This is a genomic window from Bradyrhizobium sp. USDA 4341, from assembly GCF_054063755.1.
The window spans coordinates 357,187-377,187 of sequence record NZ_JBSSGO010000001.1; the positions used below are offsets into that span (position 1 = coordinate 357,187).

Below are 20,001 nucleotides of genomic sequence, written 5' to 3' on the forward strand. Positions count from 1 at the left end.
CGCAGCGAAGACGATCGGACCAGGAGTTCTTGCCGGCGGCACTCGAGATCCTGGAAATGCCGCCGTCGCCCGTCGGAATAGCCCTGTTATGGATCATCTGCGTTTTAGCACTTTCGGTATTGGCCTGGTCGTACTGGAGTCGTATTGATGTAATCGCCGTCGCTCAGGGCAAGATTCAGCCGTCCGGGCGAGTGAAGATCATTCAGCCGAGTGAGGCCGGAACGGTCGTTGCAATTCGTGTTCAGAACGGGCAATTGGTCGCTGAAGGCCAAGAACTTGTTGGACTCGAAAGCGGCGAGGCCGACGCTGACGTAAATGAGCTGAGAGCCCGACTGGGAGCATTTCGTGGAGAGTCGATGCGGCGGAGAGCCGCTCTACGGGCGATTGAACCGCGCCCGGTTACGGCGACGGCGGCGATAGACTGGGACGAAGAGATTCTTGGCGAAATCAGAGAACGTGAAACGCTCGTCCTTCGAGGGGTCCTCGATCAGCTCAACGTGAAGGTTGCTGAACTCGAAGCCGAAAAGCATCAGAAACAACTCGATCGGGATCTGTTTTCGGCAACGAGCACCGCCCTGGAGGCGCTTGTCGCCACGCTCCAAGAGCGCGTCGACATGCGGGCGACCCTTGCGCGAACCGGGTCGGGATCGAAGGCCGATCTCATCGACGCTACAGAGCGGCTGCAAGACCAGAAAGCGAAGCTTGCGACATCCCGCGGTCAGCTTGCCGAAAGCGAGGCGGCAATAGACGTGCTCAGCCAACGTATAGAGGGAAGCTATACCGATTTCGCCGCCGATAACCTACAAAAGCTTGTAGAGGCCGAGCGCGAGATTGAGGGAATCCAGCATCGGCTTGCCAAGGCGCGGGTCAGACAGAAACGGATGGTGCTGAAGAGCCCGATTACCGGGCGAGTGAGCGCGATGTCCGTGACAACCCTTGGTCAGGTGGTGAACACTGGCGAGGAAATCATGCGGATCGTGCCGGATGCCGTTGGTTTGGAGATCGAATGCTATATTCCCAATCGGGACATCGGCTTCGTTCATCCAGGGCAATCCGCCGTGGTTAAGATCGAATCTCTACCATTCACACGATATGGAACCGTCAACGCGACCCTTCTAAATATTCAAGACGATGCCATCCCCGAACCGGATGCGACGCAGGCCGAGGGCAATCCCATCCGGCCACTCGAAAATCGCGGCTTTGCCGGCGCGCAGCGTACACAGAATCTCGTGTTTCCTGCCACGCTTCGTCCTGAGGTCACGCGTGTGATCGCGGACGGAACGGCCGTACCGCTCTCACCTGGTATGGCCGTCAGCGTCGAAATCAAGACGGGGAGCCGACGAATTCTAGAATATGTCTTTTCGCCGCTTGTAGAGATCACGGCAAAAGCACTTAAAGAACGGTGATTGTTTGAAAGCACATTGATTTGGCTTTCCGTGATTGATCGGCGGAATGCCTGATCTGTTTTATTTGCGCCGTGCCCCTTTCGGTTTCCAGTTTTGGGAGACTCTTAGCTTGAGGTCGCCTTGTTGCTTGTGGCTAGAAAAGCGGATCCTCGCGTGAATCCCCCTTGGGATTCTTGGTTACCGACTCTTGTTCTTCGGCTCTCACCTCGCTGTTCCGTTTGACGAGCAGACCCAACAGCCCGAACAGCACCAATATGACGCCGCCGGCGATCAGCAAGTCCGGTAGCAAGATATCGTCATCCACAGCTGCTTCTTTCGTGTTCGAATTGGCTGACTCAGGCATGACCTATCGATTCGACGAGCGAGCGCGGCACCATGATGCTGGAGCGAAACCCCAATCGGTCTGATATCATAAGAACCCTCAGCTCCTCGTCCTCAGCGAGTTGCACATGCCTTACCGACCATCATTGCGTCAACCGGGAAAGCGCGACACGTACCGAATGGGATATTGCCTGCGGGGCGCTTCAACCTTAGAGTGAAGTTCGCAGGCGCTACTGAGTGCCAACTTGAGACCGCCCCTAGTACTGCTGGAGCGGTTACTTCTCAGCAGGGGCGCCAACGTGCTGTTTAACTCCATCGATTTTATTGCGTATTTTCTCCCTGCTGCACTGCTCGGCTACGTCGTTCTGCAAGCCCTCGGCCTTCGGCAGATATCTTTTGTCTTTCTGCTCCTGGCGTCGGTCTTCTTTTACGGTTGGTGGCGCGTAGACCTCATTCCGGTTCTGCTGGGATCCGTTGCATGCAACTATGGGCTTGGGTTGTTGATTGTCGACGCGCCGAGCTACGCCCGACCGCTGACCGCGTTTGGGATCGTAGCCAACCTGGCGCTTCTCGGGCTATTCAAGTACGCGGATTTCTTCATAGCCAACGCCAATGTTGCGCTTGGCACGGCGGTGGGCTTTCTGCGCTTGACGTTGCCGCTCGGAATCTCCTTTTTCACCTTCGTTCAAATCGCCTATTTGGTAGATGCGCTGAAGGGCAAGCGCGGTCAGCATGGCTTCGTCGAGTATGCTCTCTTCGCCACCTTCTTCCCACATCTGCTGGCAGGTCCCATCGTCCACCACTCGGCGATGATACCGCAGTTTCAGTCGAGCCAAGGAACCTCGACGCGGCTGAGCGACGTCGTGTTCGGAGGCCTCGTTTTCCTGATTGGTTTGGCGAAGAAGTCGATATTCGCCGATCATCTTGGGCCGGTCGCAGACGAGGTGTTCGCCTCCGCCGATCGAGGAGAGCTCTTGAGTACATCAGCGGGCTGGCTTGGGGCGCTTGCCTATACTTTCCAGCTGTACTTCGATTTTTCGGGGTATAGCGACATGGCGGTTGGTCTCGCCCGCATGTTCGGCATCCGATTCCCCTGGAACTTCAATTCGCCTTACAAGTCCGTTTCGATTATCGAGTTCTGGCGCCGATGGCACATGACGTTGTCCCAGTTTTTGAGGGACTACTTGTACATTCCGCTCGGAGGTAATCGTCGCGGAAAATATCGGCACTACCTCAATTCTTTCCTCACCATGGTGATCGGCGGCTTCTGGCACGGGGCAGCATGGACGTTCATCATCTGGGGCGCTTGGCACGGCACTCTGCTGCTGATCAACCATTGGTGTCGCGAATGCTTCAGGCCGCCGGACAGCATCCTGTTCCGAGCCGGCGCTTGGGCAGCCACCTTCGTGGCCGCAGTCGTCGGCTGGGTTTTCTTCCGGGCTAGCACGACCGAAGGTGCGCTCGGTTTATTAAAGGTCATGTTTGTCGGCGGCGGAAAGGGTGAGGCGACCCTCCAGATCGATACTCTGTCGATTCTTGGGCTGGCCGCGCTGCTCGCGTTGTTTTGCCCGAATACGCGCGAGCTGAGTGAGAGCATTGAGGCGGAGCGTGTCGACCGACGTTTAGCGGGCGTTGCCTTTGGCTCATTAATTCTGGTTATCGTCGTCTCCAAGGCGAGCATGCATGAATCCCCCTTTCTCTACTTCAACTTCTAGAGCCCGGAATGCCGAGTCCGGCAAGGCCGCTGCTTTTCTCGGGTGCGTGCTGATCGGCTTTGCTCTTGCGACCTGCATCTACGTGGGCGCGGTGCTTCTGACAGTTCCAAAAAATAACATTCCGAGCACATTCAAGTGGCTGCTGCTTGAGTGCACGACGGCGCCACGCATCATTGTCGACTCGGGATCCAACGCCCATCATGGGATCGACGCCGACCAGCTTGCGAAGGCATTCAATCTCACGGCCATCAACGTGGCCGACAATGCCGGCTATTCCCTTGTCGATCGGACGAGGCGCATCCTTGAGTTCGCCGGTCCTGGTGACATCGTGATCATGCCGATCGAGTGGCAAGGTTACTTCGATCCAGATGGCGACTCGAGTTACGCGCGACTTTCGCTCGAGCTGATCACAGAATATTTCTGGACACAAACCCGCGCAGAGCGCGTGCGTCGGGTACTCACCACACCGTTTCCGATTGTCGCGCGCGCGGTCTGGCGTAACATTAAGAAGCTGCGGCATCCCTCGCCGGGTATTTCCGCGCCTGAGGCGCTTCACTCCTTCTCACTCAGGCTCGAAGAAGCATTGCTCTATTCCGGCGGTACGGGTGGCTGGGCGCAAGGCAGTAGCAGCGGCATCAACGAAAAGGCACTCGAAGCGGGGTGTTTCAGAAGTACAATCGGACGTCGAGAGGGTGGTGCAGCGCGCCGGGTTGAAGCGGCATTCGACAATCTACGCGCAGCCAAAGAGAAAGGCATCAGGGTTATCATCACATGGCCTACGGTCGTCGGCGCGGACTGCTACCTCGAGCGCAGCCGTGTAAGTAAAGCGGCTGGCCAAGTGCGCGCCCTCGCCTCCGCGGCGGGCGTTGAAGTGGTAGGTGAGCCCGACGACTTTTGGATGCCGATGAAACTCGTCGACAATTCCTTTTACCACGTTATCAAGGAGGGGCGCTCGATTGTCACGCTCCGGCTCATAGAGCGCCTGCGGGAAGCCGGCCTGGCGCCGGAGCCCGGCGGTCACCCGCGAGGTCTCATCGACCTCATGAGCGAGGAGATCTATCGACTTGAGCTCCAGCGCGCCGAGGCAATGGACCCGACGGTTGACGTTTTGAATCTCGGTACCTTCGCATCAGCCGGGTCCGGCACAACCAAAATTGACTTTACAGCTGGGTGGTGGGCTGAAGAACCGGGTGGCCGCTGGGCCCGAAACAACGAAGCGGCCCTACGCCTGCGGCCCACCGGAATGCCCAAGGTACTCAGGCTGCGATTGATTTCGGCCTTTGAGCCGCGTGACATCGCCGTCGTGGTGAACGATATTCCCGCCGGGCGAATCTCGATCGATATGAGCCGCCGGGATTATGATGTGGAGATCCCAGAGGCGGTTGCCAACGCCCCGGTCCTGCTCATCCGGCTGAAGGGCGAGCAACGGCCCCTGATGCGCCCGAGGGATTTCGGTGGATCAGATGATCATCGTGTTCTGACCTTCCTTCTAGAAGGAGCTGCGTTGGTCGGCCAAGAATCGCTAGTCAGCGATTGAACAGAGTTCGGAATTATCTCATGATAGGGCGGGTCGGTCGGCGCGACCGGGCCGTCGGAGCCCGCCCCTGAGTCTCAATCAGATCCAGGCGCGCCATCCTCGATGGAGTGCACCGCATTCCCATGCGCCACTGCGCCAAAGCTGGGTCTTCACGCCTTGCCTGAGAAGATCGATGCGGATCGCCGTCCGCGGGGCGACCGGTGGCGGCTGGATGCGGCCGTGAACGCGACGAGAACTGCCGAGCAGAAGCCGAATGATATCCCAAATGGGACAAGCGGAAAATTCGCTGCGTTGCTATGTAGCTCCTGCGCATTTCTGGCAAAGCTGTCGATCGAGGCCCAAGAGAAGCGAGATCCGACCTCATCAAACCGTTTCTCCAATCTGCAAGAAACACGCCGAAGCGACTGCCCACCTACGCGTTTCCAGTGAGATATTTTCGTCCGGCACCATTTCAGGGTCAATATCATGCCCGAGCATCACGGTATGCAATTCCGAGGATTTTGCCCAGATTCGGTGGAAAGCGCGCTTCCGGCGTTCAGCCGATCTCGGCGCATGGTTGAAGCGCGTCCTGGAACAGCGACGTCAATTCAGACGTCAGCGAGAAAGGTCATCGGTAAGCCTGCCCTCGCTCATGCCCCTGTATCGCCGTCGGTTGTCAGCGTCCTATTTGTCAATCTCGCCTTCTGGGGCAGATCAGGCCGAACATTCAAGATAGCCGGTTTGCCTAATCTCGTGAGGGCGGATTGAAACCAACAAGGACGGATACCGAGACTGAATCGCTAGCGCTTGTCCTGTTGTTCAGTGGGGCCGGCCTCGTCCTTTCTCTTGCCACTGCCGTCTACTGGCCCGATCTCTCCGCCGTTTGTCTGGACATGCTCCCCTAAGGCGCTTGTGACCTCAATCCCGACAGCTTCTCTCAAGTTTCAAACAGCAGCGTCTCGCAAGGCGGACCGATGGAGATCAAGAGGATGGCACCAATGGCAGCCCAAGCCGTCTGTCATACGTCTTCTCAGAGAAACGTTCTCTCCGACCGCCGGAGTAAGTGGGCCAGCTCGGTCCGTTTCATCAAGCGTTTGCAGAATGAGCCGCGTGCGAGTGAAAATCGGATCACAGTGATTGATCTTCTTATTGTGCTTCTCGCGCTCGCATTTCCGTGGTCGACCACTGCAACGACGATTCTAGCAGCCGTCATTGTTCTGATGGTCGTATCCACGTATTGTCTGGAGGAAATGATCGGCGAGCTGAAGCGGCCGGCCTGCGCCCTTCCGCTCGTGCTCCTCGGATTAGCGGCGATTGGAACAACATGGGCCCACGGCATTCCGTGGTCGGACCGGCTGCATGCATTCGGAAAGGTATCGAAGTTCATCTGCTTCTTGCCGCTCTTTGTGCATTTTCGGAACACGTCGCGCGCAAAACTCGTATTCGGGGCCTATGTCGCGTCTAACCTTCTGCTGCTTGTCCTCTCATTCCTGGTGTTCTTCTCGCCGGAAGTCTACGCCATTGTCGGCGCCAAGGCTCCAGGCGTGCCGTTGAAGAACTATCTGGATCAGAGCCAAGCTTTCGTACTCATTGCCGTCATCTTTGTGGCGCTCGCCGTGGAATCCGTTCGGCTCCAGCACGTGCTACGATCGGTCCTGTTTATCGCTGTATCTGCCGCATTCCTCGCCAACTTGGCTTTTGTCAACATCGCGCGAACCGCATTCATTTATCTGCCGGTGATGCTGGCACTCGTCCTTATCCGCTATGCGCGGGGATGGTCGTCCGTCGCCATCTGCGCTGCAATTTGCGCGGTCGCCGTCGGCGTATGGGGAGTGTCCCCAAATCTACAGTTCAAGATGGCTCGTCTTTTGGGAGAGGTCGACGCATTTCAGACCAACACCATGTTCGTAGACGGATACGAAACTGGCGGCGCGGAGCGCCTAGAATTTTGGCGCAAGTCGATCGACTTCATTCGCTCGGCACCCATTCTCGGCCACGGCACCGGTTCGACCAAAGACTTGTTTGCCACGGAAGCCGCTGGGCAGACCGGCATTAGGGCGAAAGTGGTCGACAATCCGCACAATCAGACACTTGCGGTCGCGATCCAGTGGGGCCTCCTCGGATGTCTTGTCCTCTACGCCATGTGGGCTGCACACCTTCTGTTGTTTCGGGCAGGACTTGGCGGGCGGCCGGGCAATCTACTCGCTTGGATAGGCCTGCTCGCGGTCGTGCAGAACCTTGCGAGTTCGTTGCTCAACTCGCATCTGTTCGATTTCTACCAGGGATGGCTCTACGTCTTTGCTGCGGCGATGGTTGGCGGCCAACTGCAGCGAAACGAAACGCTAAGCCGAGCGAATACCTAGTGGCTCTGCACAGTGATTTTGACAGGTTGGATCTGGGGCGGTCAGATTAGCTCCGGCAGGCTTTTTGGATCAACGAGGACCTCGATGCTGCGAGGCGTCCTTGGCTGCCGTCTGATAAGGCCGGCGCGTTCCAGCGTCAGCACCATCTGGTGAACCGAAGGCGGGCTGACCCGGAAATACTCCTGGATGTCGGTTTCGGCCGGGGGCCTGCAGTGCAGCCGGGTATGGAGGTGGATAAAAGCCCTGCGTGGGTGTGAAGGGTTTTGTCGAAGGACTCACGCCGGCCATCCGATTCAGTTGTTGGTGCGTGCCTCGAGCGGGGAGGCACGCCATGAATGTATCGGGTCGAACTCAGCCAAATCGAGCGCAGCGAACTCAAGGCGCCTGCTCAGTGGCGGCAAGCATGCGTCCCGCAAGCTCAAGCGAGCGCCCATTTTGCTGGCCGCCGATGTCGGGACCAGCGAAGAGGAGATCGCAAGGAGCGTCGTTGTGAGCGGCTCGACCGTGTACCGGACCAAGCGACGCTTCGCGGAAGGAAATCTGGAGCGGGCGCTGAGCGAAGAGCCGCGTCCGGGGCGGAACGCAAACTCACGGGCAAGGAAGAAGCCCTGCTTGTGGCGACAGCCTGCGCCAGTCCGCCAAAGGGCGCCGTGCCCGCTGGACGCTCAAGCTGCTGGCGGGTGCGATGGTCAAGCTCACCGAACACAAGAGCAAGTCGCGCGAGACCGTCGAATTTGTTCAAGCAAAGCTGCGCTTTGCGATTGGCAATGGCGTGTTTTGCTGACGGGCGCGCGCATTCCAATAGAACCCCGCAGCGGCCCGAATGATCATTGCCAGAAGCGATCTCGGGAAACGGAGCGAAGCCGAGATGACACACTCAGTCGAGAAAGAAGATTGTTCGTTCGTTCCGTACTTTGTTTGTTGGAGCGCAGTCTACGGAACCTAGATATAAATCCCGCGAATCGCGGCAAGCAGCAATGACGCTGCCGGGAAGCAGCGGAGACGACAGATGAAGAGCGCGAATTGAGGCATGTCACCCTTCGGCAAGATCGCGCTCTTTATCGATGGCCTCAACCTCCGCGCAACCGCGAAGGCGCTCGGCTTCGACATCGACTACAGCCGCCTGCTTGGGGAGTTTCAGCGCCGTGGCACGCTGCTGCGGGCGTTCTATTACACGCCGATTGTCGAGGATCAGGAATATTCGGCGGTCCGGCCGCTCCTCGATTGGCTCGATTATAACGGCTACGTGGTCGTCACCAAGCCGACCAAAGAATTCGTCGACTCCTGCGGTCGCCGCAAGGTGAAGGGCAATATTGACATCGAGCTCGCCGTCGATGTCATGCAGCTTGCTCGGCACGTCGACCAGATCATCCTGTTCTCCGGCGACGGCGACTTCCGTTGCTTGATCGAGGCTGTGCAGCGTCGTGGCGTCCGCGTGACCGTGATTTCCACCATTGCTACCCAGCCGGCCCTGGTCGCCGACGAACTCCGGCGGCAGGCCGACGAATTTATTGACCTAGCGCAGTTGAAGTCGAAGGTGGAGCGCGATCCGTCCCAACGGTTAAGCTTCACGTCAGATGCTATCAGGTACCGCGATTCGGTCATCGCGGAATAAGCTATGGCGGTGATTTCGTGCAGGTTGATGGCGGCCCAACAATGCGCCGCTTAGGACTCTCCTCGTATCTCGTCCGCTTTTTGCTAATCTGGGTGGTCAGTGCGACCGCGGAGGAGAGCAGGGCCGATGACGGTCGATCGTCGCCGGTTGTTCCAGGTGTGAGGATCGAATGCTCGCTGAAACGGGGGGCTCGTGACCTGTTTAAAACCGAAGCATTCGTCGCGCAGGAACACTATAAGGAAAACATCGCGCCAACGGCCCAAGTCAGGATCTCGTGGCTTGGCGCGACTTTTGTGCGCCGGTACGCAATCAAGGTCGAAACCGAGGGCGAGCCATCTCTGCAACCGTATACCTTGATAAGCCCGTCCAGTGCGGTCGACATCAGCAGAGAATTAGGCGCTCGCGATGTGACCACGCTCGCGAATGTGTGGTGCCTCTTAAGGCTGCAGCCTAACGGAGAAAGCGGGGCGCTGCAGACCAACTCTATTCCCAATTTATTTTTGGTTCGTGACGGGATGGGCGACGTGGGTGTGGTTGATGTCCTATGGGGAGGCGCGGGCTGGGAAATTGGAGCTAGTCCGATCGGAAACCAACGGACATGGCCTCCTGGCACTCGCGTTTTCTCTCACGGCGCGGATTAACGAATGTAGCGACTGGATTACTGTACTTGGTGTCGGCGTGGCGGTTAGGCGAACGGTAGGCGACTGACTTCAATCTATCAACTAGAGATCGATAATGTAACTTAGCAGGAGAACGAAGCGCTGCTGATCTCGTTGCTACTCTATCTCGCCCTGGACCTCGCCGTCTCGGCATTGATGAATCTCTAAAATAGCATGGTCGCGCTGCGCGGGAGAGCGCCCGGCATGACGGCGACCGAGCACCGAAATTGTGGGGTTAGATCCAGTGGTTTGACTGACCGCGCGAAGCCTCCGCTCCACACAAAGACGCAGAAAAACCAAGCGTATCTCGCGTCTGAAGGGTATAAAGGGCTATTTCTGAACAGAGAAAAATTATGCGCGCAATAGTTGTCGCCATTCTGATAGTCGGGCTCCATTCATGTTTTGCAATGGCTGAGGTGCCGTACATTGTCGAGAAGGACAGCTACTACTCGCAGATTGTGAACGGCATCAGTATCAGTGTGGGAGAGCTACCAGACCGCTATATGGGTTGGAATAAGAATAGCAAGCACGTATCGATCTCGGTGAAGATCGATCGAAGTATTTTGTCGGATAAAAGAGCCACGCTCAGGCTGCTCAATCAAGTATCGCTTTGGGTTGATGAGCAGTTAGTAATGCAAGGCGTAACGAGACCGTCGCTCACCGTAATACGAGTTAATTCTCGCGGCAGTAACATGGGATTCATTGCGGTTCGCAATGGACTGAGCGAGCCGTGGTGGGTTGACGGACACGATTGGCCTACTGGGAGGCGACCTCTTAAGGATTAGGTACGATGCGCGCGATTGCATTCGCTATGGTACTCGTCGGGGTCTTTTCATGTAGTCCAATTGACAAAGTGCCGTCCGCTGCCGGAAACAATGAATACTACTCGCGGATTGTGAGTGGCTTTACTACATGGTACGATGGCGACCCAGACCCCTATATACCGCGTGGTTATCATCGCAGAAGTATCTTCGCGATCTGGATTAAATTTGAAGAGGTCGACAAAAGTATTCTTTTGGACGACAAAGCGACACAAAAACTACTGGATCAAGCGTTGCTTTGGGTAGGCGAGCAGTTTGCCAAGCAGGGTAAACCTACCCCGTTGCTACTCACCATCGTACGGGTCAAGGATTCTCAAGAAAACGTTTCGCTTGTTGCGCTTCGCGAACGACACGACGAGCGGTGGCAGCTTTTTAGGTCGGGTGATCTGTTTATCGAGAAATGAGTCGTAATAGCAAAAGCCCCCAACTCGTCGTACAGGGGCCGTTTTGCTCGAATGAGAGGGTATTTTAGCCGTCACTGCGTGGATGGCGATCGGCGTGACGCCTTACCCGCTCTTTACGCTGGCATCCGCGCGGATCGCGGCTGGCGCAGCAGAAAGGCCAAGGCTCTCGTCAGGGTCGCGCGTCCCTTCCGGCCACCGCTACGGTTCGCAGCGATTCCGATGGCGACAGTTCCGACTAATATAAGCTGTCCGATTGCGGCTCGGACTCGCGCGAGCCGCACAGAGTGACAGCCACATCGTCGTCGACAGGGATTTGAACTTCGATGGCAGAATAGGAAAGTTAGCGACCGGCGGGGATATCGCAGGGGACACAGGCCGGATCCATGATCTTATGTACTATAGCGCGACAATCAATCAGGATGAAAGCGCGTATTGCCTCATATATCGATGCTCTCGAGTGTGATCGGTTGCCTCGTTAATCTTGCTCCCGGCTTGGGTTGAGGAGGAGGCCGGGTGCGGAGATGGCCGGGGTTTCGGAGCGCCCGGCCTCCTCCTCTGGCACCTGGCACATCATTGGGTTGTCGTGACTTCATGCCCCGGCGGCGTTTTCTCCGTAGGAACGAACAGCAACGCATTCGCTTGCTCGAGCGTTCGAAGAAGCTTGTTCGGATAGGCTCCAGGATATTCCACCTGCAACCGGGAGAGCAGTTCGCTGCCAGTCCGCCAGGGCCTAGGGCTCGGCTTCAAACCATTTTCGCAAATTTGGCGTGGCCCGGATGAGCGGGTCGGGACGAATTGGCGGAGATTCACAGCAACCGACAATAGAGAGACCAGTTCGGCTTGTCGCCTCGTCCCCGTTCGCAGAAAGACCGCCTTGCCGCGCAGCCAACAACGGCTCCATGCGTTCTCGAACTGATTTCGCAGGAGCGACGCCGCCAAGGTCCAGTAGCGCAACAAGGAGCGGAACGCGGAACTCCCGGTGCGGCAACTCGGGACCGGCCGTGCCCTTCACCGGATCTGCCGAGAGCACCCGCTCAGGCCGGCCGGAAATCCCATCAAGAGCTGTGAGCGCCCTGCCGATAACCGCGTCGGGCGTATCCTCAAAGGGCGTGGCGTACCTCTTCAGCCGAGCGTAGGTCGTCTCGGAAACTCGGACGACTGGCATCGTTCCCGCCTTGGCTCCGGTCTGGTCCGCGTCAAAATCATAGTAATCCCTCAAGATGATAGTTCACGCCCGCTTTAACTTGGTTGACCCCGGATTCCACGGTTACGCTGTTGCCGAACGGGTTCGCGAACGTCAGGGTTTTGCTGCCGAAAGCAAGGTGATCATATTCGAGCTTCGCCGACCAGTGAGACCCCAACATGTATTCCAGGCCGCCGCCGGCGATCCATCCGGACCTGGTCGTGTTGGCCACGGTCGAACCGTCGAGCCCGCTGTTCACCTCCATACGGTAGTCGGCGTTCATCCACGCCGCGCCGCCCTTGGCGTAGAGCATCAGCGGCCCCGTGACATAGCCGACCCTGCCGCTCAAAGTGTCATACCAGTTGTGGTCGCTGGCAATCGAGAGCGACGCGGTCCCGGCGGGATCAACGAAATTGGTCTTGCCCTGCGCCGACGTCCAGCCGAGTTCTCCTTCGATGCCGACCAGCCAGTTCGGTGCAAGCAGGTAGTTGTAACCGAACTGCAGACCGCCGAGCGCGCCGCTCGGATTGGTCGCGCCCCAGCCAATCGGCGTGAGCACGTGCTCGCCGGCGCTGAACGCGCCGCCGAAATTGGCGCCGACATAGGCGCCGTTCCAATAGTAGGCGATCGGGGCCGCGGCTGGGGCCTTGGTGTAGAAGCCGGGCAGGACGCCGGTAGTTTTCTCGGGAGCCCCAAGCTTCTGGGATATGCCAAAATAGTATCCGCGCCGCGGTCCGTATTGCGGTGCGAACACGCCGATGCCGCTGCCGTTGCGGATCTGGTAGATGTAGTCGGCGACGTTGACCACATCGAACCGGACCGTAACGGGCAATCCGTTCCAGCCATGATCAAACTCGTGCGAGACGCCGGTGTTGACCTGCCAATAGGATGGGAGGTGATCACCGTTCGGAACAACGGTGCCGTCTGGATTCTGAAGATCAGTACGCAAGCCGCTGCCGTAGATGAAGGTTGCGCTCACGGTGGTCCCGTCCAACCAGCTATGGGTATCGAACCATCGGTATGCGATCCTCCCCGAACCCGTATAGAGTTGTTCGTGGTCGGTGTGGATCCAATTGTTCTGGATGTAGACCAGATCGTCCGGGCCAAACAAAGTCTGGTTTGACACGACCTTCTTCGCGCGCTGAACCCCGTAGGCCCAGCTGGTGTCGGCGGAGAAGCCACCGTATCTAAACCTGAGCGACAGCTCCGCACCATAATTGTAGGCCTTGTCGTAGTTGAACGCCGTAAGAGCGTAAGCTTGGCCGAACTGCCCATCGTCGAGCAAGTCCCTGGCGTTTTTGTAATAGATGCTGCCGGCGAGCTCGAGGCTCGGACAGTTTGCGACCGCGGTCGGAGCCTTGGTAGGCATTCCGACCGGCCCGGTCGGACATTGCGGCAGCAGTTGCTGCCTGAAGCCGGCGTCATACACATCCGCCCGCTCGGGTTGGATCGCACCGACATTCTGGAGAGGCTGGCCAGCCACCTGGCCAGCCAGTACGGCGGCCTGATCGGGAGTGACGGTCGGGGTACCTGCGGTGGTCCCGTTGAAGATCTGGGTTGGAATTGTCCGACCGAGCACCTGCGGTGCCGGTTCGAAAGTCCGCATGTAGCCGATGTGTAGCACGGTCGACCACCATGGCTTATAGGTTAGGCTCGCGCGCGGACTGAACTGGTTGGCGTCGACGTATTGGTAGATCTGATCGAACCGCAGGCCGTAATTGAGTGTGAGTTTGTCCGTCAGCCGCCACTCGTCCTGGGCGTAGGCTCCCAGCTGCCAGCCAAATAACTTGCTGCTGTCGAGAATGTTGAACGGCGCGTCGATCGCAGTCATGCCGTTCGGATCGTTCGGATCGAGCGGCTGCACCGTGCTTGTTGTTGCGATTCGGGTCTGTTCGCCTTGGGTGTAGAAGCCGGCCCGTAAGGTGTGCGCGTCGTTCAAGCGGTAGGAGAAATCGCCCGAGACGCCATTGAGGAATGAGCTGCGGAAGACATCGGACGCAACGTTGTTGATGAAGAGATCGCCCACCGGGTCGGGCACGAAGTGCAGATCGCTGTAGCGTGAATAGTACGACAGCTGCGCATCGAAATTGCCTTCGGATTTCTGCCACGCGATAACATTGTAGGCGTTCTTTTCGTACTGGTTCTGGTTGAGGGTGGCTGAATCGAAAGCGCCTTTGCCAAAGGCCGTATAGGCGGGAGCAGTCGGGTTGGGGGTACCGTCAGGGTTGAGGCAGGGGTTCGCGGGGTCGAAAGGACCACCGCAGAAACCTCCCGCGTTGCCCGGCTGCCCGGGGTTATTGGGAATCTGGTAACGGGTCTCGCCGAACCCCGTAAGAGTGACCACCCGCGTCGTTGGATCGAGGACCGTGGACGTGTAGGCGAAGAACCTGCCCTGTTCAGAGTGATCGTGAATGGCGTTGAGGGAAGCTATGGGATTTTCAAGGCCGAGGCCGGTGCTGAGATAGCGGCCGGTGACGTAATAATCGGTCTTTCCCTCGACTCCTCCATATTCGAAGCTGGGCGTGATGGTCTGACGGCTGCCGCCGTAGAGGCTGACGCTGCCGCCGGACAGCGCCGCGCCGGTCTTGGACGTGATGTCGAAGACGCCAGCCGTATGCAGGCCGTACTGCGCCGGCAGCGCGCCGGTGAGCAGCTGTATGTTGCCGATAAATGAGGTTTCGAGTATCTGCGAAAAGCCGGACACGCCGTCGGGCAGAAGAATTCCGTTGATCCGGTACTGAACGTTGGCGTGCTCGTTACGGATGTGAAAATCGCCCGAGCTCGTCGAGTCCTGCGAGACGCCCGGAAATTGCAGCGCGAGGTCGCTGAGCTGGACGGCATTTCCCTGCGGGATATTCTCGATGTCCCTCTGAGTGAGTTCATAGGTCGTCGCGCCAGCCTTGGGCAGAATGACATTGTCGCGCCGCTGGTCGAAGTTCTGGGTCTGCTGGACGACCTGACGATTGGCCGCTGCCTGGACCTGCTCTGGGGTAGGCGCCGGCTGCACCGGCGCGGGCTGCGCCGGTGCGGGCTCACGCCTTACCACGCGCGGCTTCTGCTTGGGCTTGGCCGGCTGCTTCGGCGCTTCCACCTTGGTTTCGGGAAGCACCTTGGGTGTATTTTCCTCAGGAGGTGAGGTCTGCGCGCGAGCCGTGCCGCCGAGGCTGCAGATCATGAGCGAGGCCACTCCGCTCGTTGCTAACATTCGTTTGAAGAACACTGACATTATTCCGATTCCTGGAACGCGCGAGCGGGGACGGCGCTGCGGGCGAATTCGCAAGCGCCTGCCGTCGGGCTGCGACGGACTGAATTGATTTCATTCGGGAGATCGCGCGGTGCGATCCTCGCGATACTAAATGGATGTCAGGAAATCGGAGGTGCGCGTGACTGAAACGCACGCCAGGCAGATGCCACGCGAGCGAAATTGCTCTCCGTGGTCAGAGCCGAGAATGCAACAATCTGCGGGAGCGGCAACGATGGCGGCGTCGCGAACAGCGCCGTGTTAGCCATCGCCATCACCGCGCAGATGGCGCAAATGTCACCCGAGTGCTCGCCCGAGTTGTGATTGGAGGCAGGTTGCGGCTCATGCTGACTGCTGGCGGCCTGAGCGGCGAAGGAAAGCTCAGATGCGGCCAAGCTCAATTCAGGAGCGGCGTTCGCAGCAGAGCCAACGCCGTGGAAATGGCCGAACGACAACGCAAGCTGGATGCCCAGCGCCAAAAACGCCAGCCAAGACATCCGCCTTGTGTTGGATCGGAACCACTTCATGCTGAAACGCGCCTTTCGTCGAAAGGTCGAACAATCAGACCTAATCGACGTCGACGAGAGTTTCGCGAACTTGATTGAACGCTGTCAACAGCGGTCAGCCAAAGCGTCCTCAGAATCAGGCACTCTGTGGGATTTTCGCAACGTGGAATTTTCGCAACGCTAGTCAATGCGGACACTTTCAGTCGACGCCCCATGTGCCTTGTGAGATTGGCGCGCCTCGCGCATTCGCTCTAGCGGACAGGCCTCTCGCCTGCGAGCCAAAAAGCTCGTGCCCGAAATTGACGGGCGCGATGAAGCTGTCCTGCGTGCCGGGCTTGGCCGCGGGAAAGGCCGGGAATGGGCTGGCGCGGTGGAGGATGTCGAGCGCCTCCTGATCCAGTACGCTGTTACCCGAGGATTTTGTCACCTTGCTGGCGACCACCTCACCGGCGCGGTTCAACTCGAAGCGCACCATCACCGTGCCCGATGCTCCGTGCGCGGCCAGCGGATAGCGCTTATAGCGCTGCAGATGCCCGAAGATCAGCGCATTGTAGGCGTTCGAGCTGGCCACGCTGAACTCGGCGACGCGCTCGTTCTTGGGAACAGCGCGGGTCTCCGGCGCGGGGGTCATGAGTTGAGCCTCCGGCTTCTCGACCTTCTCCTCCTCCCGTGGCAGCGTGACCTCCGCCTGCGGCTGCGGTGGAGGCTGCTCGACCTGCTCGACCGGCTTCTCCTCGACTTTGCGATCCTCTGTCGGCACGGCCTCCGCCTGTTGCATGGTTGGGCCAACCGCGATGTCCTGATTTTGAATCTCGGGCGAACTGGCTTCGACCGGCGCGAGTGTCACGGTGATGGCGGGAATGATGTTGGGCTCGACCGGCTCGCGGGCATCCCACTCCACGAGCGAGGCAACGATAGCTACATGCGCGGCGAGGATCGTCACGCCGGCCAGCGTCCAGCGGGACAAACCGCGCCTCTCCGGAAGATACAGGGCGAGCGAATTCATTGCTTGGTTGCCGGCGTTTCGAGCCCGACCAGGGCGAGCTTGAGATATCCGGCGTCACGCAGGATGTTCATCACACTCATCAGGTCGCCATAGCTCACCGACTTGTCGGCTCGGATGAAAATTGTCTCGTCCCGGTGATCGTTGGTAGCCGTATCCAGCGCGGCCGGTAGCGCCTCGCGCGAAATGATGCTTTCGCCGAGCGCGATCGCGAGGTCCGGCTTGATGGTGATGAACACCGGCTTGTCAGGCCGCGGCTGCTCGGGTGCAGTCGAGGCGGGCAGGTTGACACCGATGTCGACGGTGGCAAGCGGAGCTGCCACCATGAAGATGATGAGCAGCACCAGTATGACGTCGATGAACGGCGTGACGTTGATCTCATGCAGGACCTCTAAACCGTCATCGCCTGATCGCGTGCCGAGACGAAACGCCATGTCACTCACTCCGCCGCCGCGCGCGGCAGGATCGCGGTGCGGCTGCTCTGGCTGCGGCTGATCAGGAGCAACAACTGCGCCGAGGCGTCGCCAAGCAGCGTGCGATAGCCAGCAATAACACGCGCGAGATGGTTATAGATGACGACCGCCGGAATGGCAGCGACAAGTCCAAACGCCGTGGCAAGCAGCGCTTCGGCGATGCCGGGAGCCACCACCGCGAGATTGGTGGTGTGGGACTCGGAAATCCCGATGAAGGAGTTCATGATGCCCCACACCGTGCCGAACAGGCCGACGAACGGTGCCGTGGCGCCGATCGTCGCAAGGATGCCGACCCCGCGCGAGACCTGCCGCGTCATCGCCGCTTCCACGCGCTCCAGCCGCAGGGCGACGCGCTCTTTGAAACCGTCGTCGATGGGGCCTTCGGATAGCTCCGCCTCGCGCGCGGCGGAAGAGACCAGTTGCGCAATCGCGTCTCGATCATCACGGCAGGCGCGCACCGCGTCCTGGAGACTACCGTCCGCCTCGAGCATCCGTATTCGCCGTCGCGCAAGCCGTGTCGCGATGCTGAGCTCGACGGTCTTGGAGAGCCAGACCGTCCAGGTCACAAGCGACGCAAAGGCAAGCCCAACCATGACAGCCTTCACCACGATGTCGGCATTGAGGAACATGCCCCATGGCGACAGGTTGTGCGGCAGCAGAGGGTTCGGAACTTGAGCAAGCGCGGGCCCTGTGAGCATCGCTGTCGAGCAGACGATCGCGCTCCCCAGTCTCGTTCCGCGCCAGGGTTTCACGGACCACACGTTGCGCCCGCCTATCGATGATATGTCGTCGTGCATAGTCCTCACGGCCTCTGCCAGGTGCACTGCGCAGGTGCAGGAGCATGCGTGTTTCATCATGGCGTCGTTCACCGGTCAGGAATTCGGGGCGTAAGCGTCCGCGATGAAGCGGACGGCAAATCAGGCGTGATTGCGGGGCAGAGCCGGCGCGGCAGCATGACGTGAGCCGACTGCGTCGCTTCCGCCCCGTCGTTATGGGGATCGATGCGGCGCGCAGCGCGGCCACCAGCTCCCGTTCAGTGGGAATGCCGACCCGAAGCTCAAAGTGGCCACAGGCGCATGCTGCACCCCTCGATTGGCTGTCAGCCGACCGGTGGTGCGCGCGATTGAAATGGCGCACGATAAGTTTTCAGGACGCTATCGAAGGTAAGCCGGAAGGAGTGTCCAGCATGCTTGAAGTCAACTGATGGCGACGGCTGCGCGACATCGGGGATGAAGGAAGTCGCGAGCAGAAAGCCCGAGAAGCAGATCGGACAGTCCGCGTCGTCGTCCGCCAGCTTTGCCGGAAGGCCTGCCGCAGATTGCCGCTTCATGGGACCGTGCCACGCGCGGGCTGCATCTGCTGTCGAGTGGTAGATGCCCTGGCCGGTGAAGTCTCGGGCATGGATATGTCCGAACGACATCCCGAGCTGCAGCGTCACGGCAAGCAGCGCAAGGCAGGTCCCGCATCGCCGCGTGAGGATACGCCACAACTTTAAGCAGGTCGGCAGCAAGCTGCGCCCCTCTCGTTAGACCCCTTGAGCCGCGCCAACAGCACCAACCTCTCCATCCGCCTGTCCAAAACAATGGATAGGCGTTCGTTTTCCAGCCATACCTTGCTCCAGCGTCGCAAATCCCGATTGTCTGCGAGCGTTCGACCAAAGCAACCCGACACATCTACTTGACTTTTGTTGGGTCTGCAACGTTATAACATAACGCACAGGATCTCCGAGTCGAAGCTAGGCAAAAGTAAAAGTGTTTCAATATCTCGTCAGCGCAGGCCCGCTTCATTTCGCCTTGGTTCCTTATTCGCCCAGCGGCATCTGCGAGCCCCAGCGGAAGTCCTGCTTTTGTCGGTTTCGGCTGCTGCTCTTGCTTGGCCTTGCGACTGTCTCAGCGATCTCGCCCGCTTCAGCGCAGGAAAAGGCAGCGAAGCTGGAGGTGGTTGCGACCTTCTCGATCCTGGGCGATCTCGCCAGGAATGTCGGCGGAAGCCATGTTGACGTTACGGCGCTGGTCGGTCCCAACGGTGATGTCCACGTCTATTCGCCGACGCCGGCTGATGCGGAAGCGATCAGGAATGCCAGACTTGTGATCGTCAATGGTCTTGGGCTCGAAGGTTGGCTACCACGACTCATCAAATCATCAGGCAGCAACGCGATCACCGTCGTCGCAACCCACGGCATCGTGCCGCGCAACATTGCCGCCGGTGAAATACTCAGTCGTGATCATGGGGCGGCGGATCCGCATGCCTGGCAATCCGTACCGAATGTCGAAATCTACGTCGGCAACATCCGCGACGCCATGGTGGCCGCCGATCCTGCCAACGCCACGACCTACAGAGCCAAGGCTGCGGCTTATCTAGCCAAGCTCGAAGCACTCGATCACGAGGTTCGCGAGACGGTAGCTCGAATTCCAGCTGGCCGCCGAAAGGTGATTTCAACCCATGACGCCTTTGGCTATTTCGCCGCAGCCTATGACGTCACGTTCGTAGCGCCAGAGGGCGTTTCGACCGAAACCGAGCCGAGCGCGCGGGATATCGCAACAATCATCGCGCAGATCAAAAAAGAGAGGATTCCGGCGGTCTTTCTGGAGAACGTCAGCGATCCCAGAATAATGCGCCAAATTGCGTCCGAGACCGGTGCGGCGATCGGCGGAACGCTGTATTCGGATAGCCTGACCAATGAGAAGGGCGAGGCTCCTACCTACATAGCGATGGTCCAGCACAATATCAGCATTATTGCGAGCGCCCTTGCGAACTAGTGGCCGGCCTGTCGAC

Annotated in this window: 16 protein-coding genes and 2 pseudogenes; 9 read left to right on the forward strand and 9 right to left on the reverse strand. The window is 58.9% G+C overall.

Translation table 11 applies throughout. The annotated features are described in order from the left end of the window. The first annotated feature begins 29 nt into the window (after positions 1-29). Positions 30-1,406 carry an HlyD family type I secretion periplasmic adaptor subunit gene (locus ACVIGB_RS01620; protein WP_456717399.1) on the forward strand — a complete coding sequence of 459 codons (1,377 nt, stop codon included), beginning with the start codon at positions 30-32 and terminating at the stop codon, positions 1,404-1,406. A 133-nt stretch (positions 1,407-1,539) separates the two neighbouring features. Here ACVIGB_RS01620 and ACVIGB_RS01625 read toward each other — a convergent pair whose 3' ends face one another. Next, positions 1,540-1,749: a hypothetical protein gene (locus ACVIGB_RS01625; RefSeq protein WP_456717398.1), complete on the reverse strand. Its 210-nt coding sequence runs from the start codon at positions 1,747-1,749 to the stop codon at positions 1,540-1,542. A gap of 277 nt (positions 1,750-2,026) precedes the next feature. Here ACVIGB_RS01625 and ACVIGB_RS01630 point away from each other — a divergent pair, with 277 nt between their 5' ends. The 3 genes from ACVIGB_RS01630 (at position 2,027) to ACVIGB_RS01640 (ending at position 7,321) form a co-directional block, all read left to right on the forward strand. After that, the gene (locus tag ACVIGB_RS01630) at positions 2,027-3,442 is read left to right on the forward strand and encodes an MBOAT family O-acyltransferase (RefSeq protein WP_456717397.1); all 1,416 of its coding nucleotides are present in this window, start codon (positions 2,027-2,029) and stop codon (positions 3,440-3,442) included. Continuing rightward, complete coding sequence (locus ACVIGB_RS01635) at positions 3,411-4,979, forward strand: hypothetical protein (protein ID WP_456717396.1); 1,569 nt, start codon at positions 3,411-3,413, stop codon at positions 4,977-4,979. The genes ACVIGB_RS01630 and ACVIGB_RS01635 overlap by 32 nt, the downstream gene beginning before the upstream one ends. Before the next feature lie 977 nt (positions 4,980-5,956). Then, entirely contained in the window at positions 5,957-7,321 is a 1,365-nt protein-coding gene (locus tag ACVIGB_RS01640) for an O-antigen ligase family protein (RefSeq protein ID WP_456717395.1), read from the forward strand. 41 nt (positions 7,322-7,362) lie between these two features. Here the strand turns inward: ACVIGB_RS01640 and ACVIGB_RS01645 are convergent, their stop codons facing one another. After that, a complete protein-coding gene (locus tag ACVIGB_RS01645; protein ID WP_456749108.1) occupies positions 7,363-7,557 on the reverse strand; it encodes a MarR family transcriptional regulator in 195 nt (64 codons plus the stop codon). A 99-nt stretch (positions 7,558-7,656) separates the two neighbouring features. Here ACVIGB_RS01645 and ACVIGB_RS01650 point away from each other — a divergent pair. From ACVIGB_RS01650 to ACVIGB_RS01660, 3 genes and pseudogenes are all read left to right on the forward strand, one after another. Next, a pseudogene (locus ACVIGB_RS01650) lies at positions 7,657-8,051 on the forward strand (helix-turn-helix domain-containing protein); the annotation flags it as partial. 300 nt (positions 8,052-8,351) lie between these two features. Further along, positions 8,352-8,936 carry a LabA-like NYN domain-containing protein gene (locus ACVIGB_RS01655; protein WP_456717394.1) on the forward strand — a complete coding sequence of 195 codons (585 nt, stop codon included), beginning with the start codon at positions 8,352-8,354 and terminating at the stop codon, positions 8,934-8,936. Between the two features lie 1,449 nt (positions 8,937-10,385). Beyond that, positions 10,386-10,820, forward strand: coding sequence for a hypothetical protein (locus ACVIGB_RS01660; RefSeq protein ID WP_456717393.1), 435 nt, complete (start codon positions 10,386-10,388; stop codon positions 10,818-10,820). Positions 10,821-11,390: 570 nt separating this feature from the next. On the opposite strand, the pseudogene ACVIGB_RS01665 reads toward ACVIGB_RS01660, so the two are convergent. The 3 genes and pseudogenes from ACVIGB_RS01665 to ACVIGB_RS01675 form a co-directional block, all read right to left on the reverse strand. After that, positions 11,391-11,778 (reverse strand): annotated as a pseudogene (locus tag ACVIGB_RS01665) (ISNCY family transposase); the annotation flags it as partial. Between the two features lie 244 nt (positions 11,779-12,022). After that, positions 12,023-15,229: a TonB-dependent receptor domain-containing protein gene (locus ACVIGB_RS01670; RefSeq protein WP_456717392.1), complete on the reverse strand. Its 3,207-nt coding sequence runs from the start codon at positions 15,227-15,229 to the stop codon at positions 12,023-12,025. A gap of 137 nt (positions 15,230-15,366) precedes the next feature. Continuing rightward, positions 15,367-15,771 carry a DUF2946 family protein gene (locus ACVIGB_RS01675; RefSeq protein ID WP_456717391.1) on the reverse strand — a complete coding sequence of 135 codons (405 nt, stop codon included), beginning with the start codon at positions 15,769-15,771 and terminating at the stop codon, positions 15,367-15,369. On the opposite strand from ACVIGB_RS01675, the gene ACVIGB_RS01680 reads away from it, so the two are divergent. Beyond that, on the forward strand, positions 15,710-15,934 hold the full coding sequence (locus ACVIGB_RS01680; RefSeq protein ID WP_456717390.1) for a hypothetical protein: 225 nt from the start codon (positions 15,710-15,712) through the stop codon (positions 15,932-15,934). The two genes, ACVIGB_RS01675 and ACVIGB_RS01680, sit on opposite strands and share 62 nt — an antisense overlap. Positions 15,935-15,949: 15 nt before the next feature. Here the strand turns inward: ACVIGB_RS01680 and ACVIGB_RS01685 are convergent, their stop codons facing one another. The 4 genes from ACVIGB_RS01685 to ACVIGB_RS01700 form a co-directional block, all read right to left on the reverse strand. Next, positions 15,950-16,756 (reverse strand): energy transducer TonB, encoded by an 807-nt coding sequence (locus ACVIGB_RS01685; protein WP_456717389.1) that lies wholly within the window; start codon positions 16,754-16,756, stop codon positions 15,950-15,952. Then, positions 16,753-17,187: a TonB system transport protein ExbD gene (exbD, locus tag ACVIGB_RS01690; protein ID WP_456717388.1), complete on the reverse strand. Its 435-nt coding sequence runs from the start codon at positions 17,185-17,187 to the stop codon at positions 16,753-16,755. Before exbD ends, ACVIGB_RS01685 begins: the two co-directional genes overlap by 4 nt. A gap of 5 nt (positions 17,188-17,192) precedes the next feature. Next, positions 17,193-17,924, reverse strand: a complete 732-nt coding sequence (exbB, locus tag ACVIGB_RS01695; protein ID WP_456717387.1) for a tonB-system energizer ExbB — start codon at positions 17,922-17,924, stop codon at positions 17,193-17,195. A 401-nt stretch (positions 17,925-18,325) separates the two neighbouring features. Then, entirely contained in the window at positions 18,326-18,736 is a 411-nt protein-coding gene (locus ACVIGB_RS01700; protein ID WP_456717386.1) for a DUF2946 family protein, read from the reverse strand. Positions 18,737-19,094: 358 nt separating this feature from the next. Here ACVIGB_RS01700 and ACVIGB_RS01705 point away from each other — a divergent pair, with 358 nt between their 5' ends. After that, positions 19,095-19,985, forward strand: a complete 891-nt coding sequence (locus ACVIGB_RS01705) for a metal ABC transporter solute-binding protein, Zn/Mn family (RefSeq protein WP_456718239.1) — start codon at positions 19,095-19,097, stop codon at positions 19,983-19,985. The last annotated feature ends 16 nt before the right edge of the window (positions 19,986-20,001 follow it).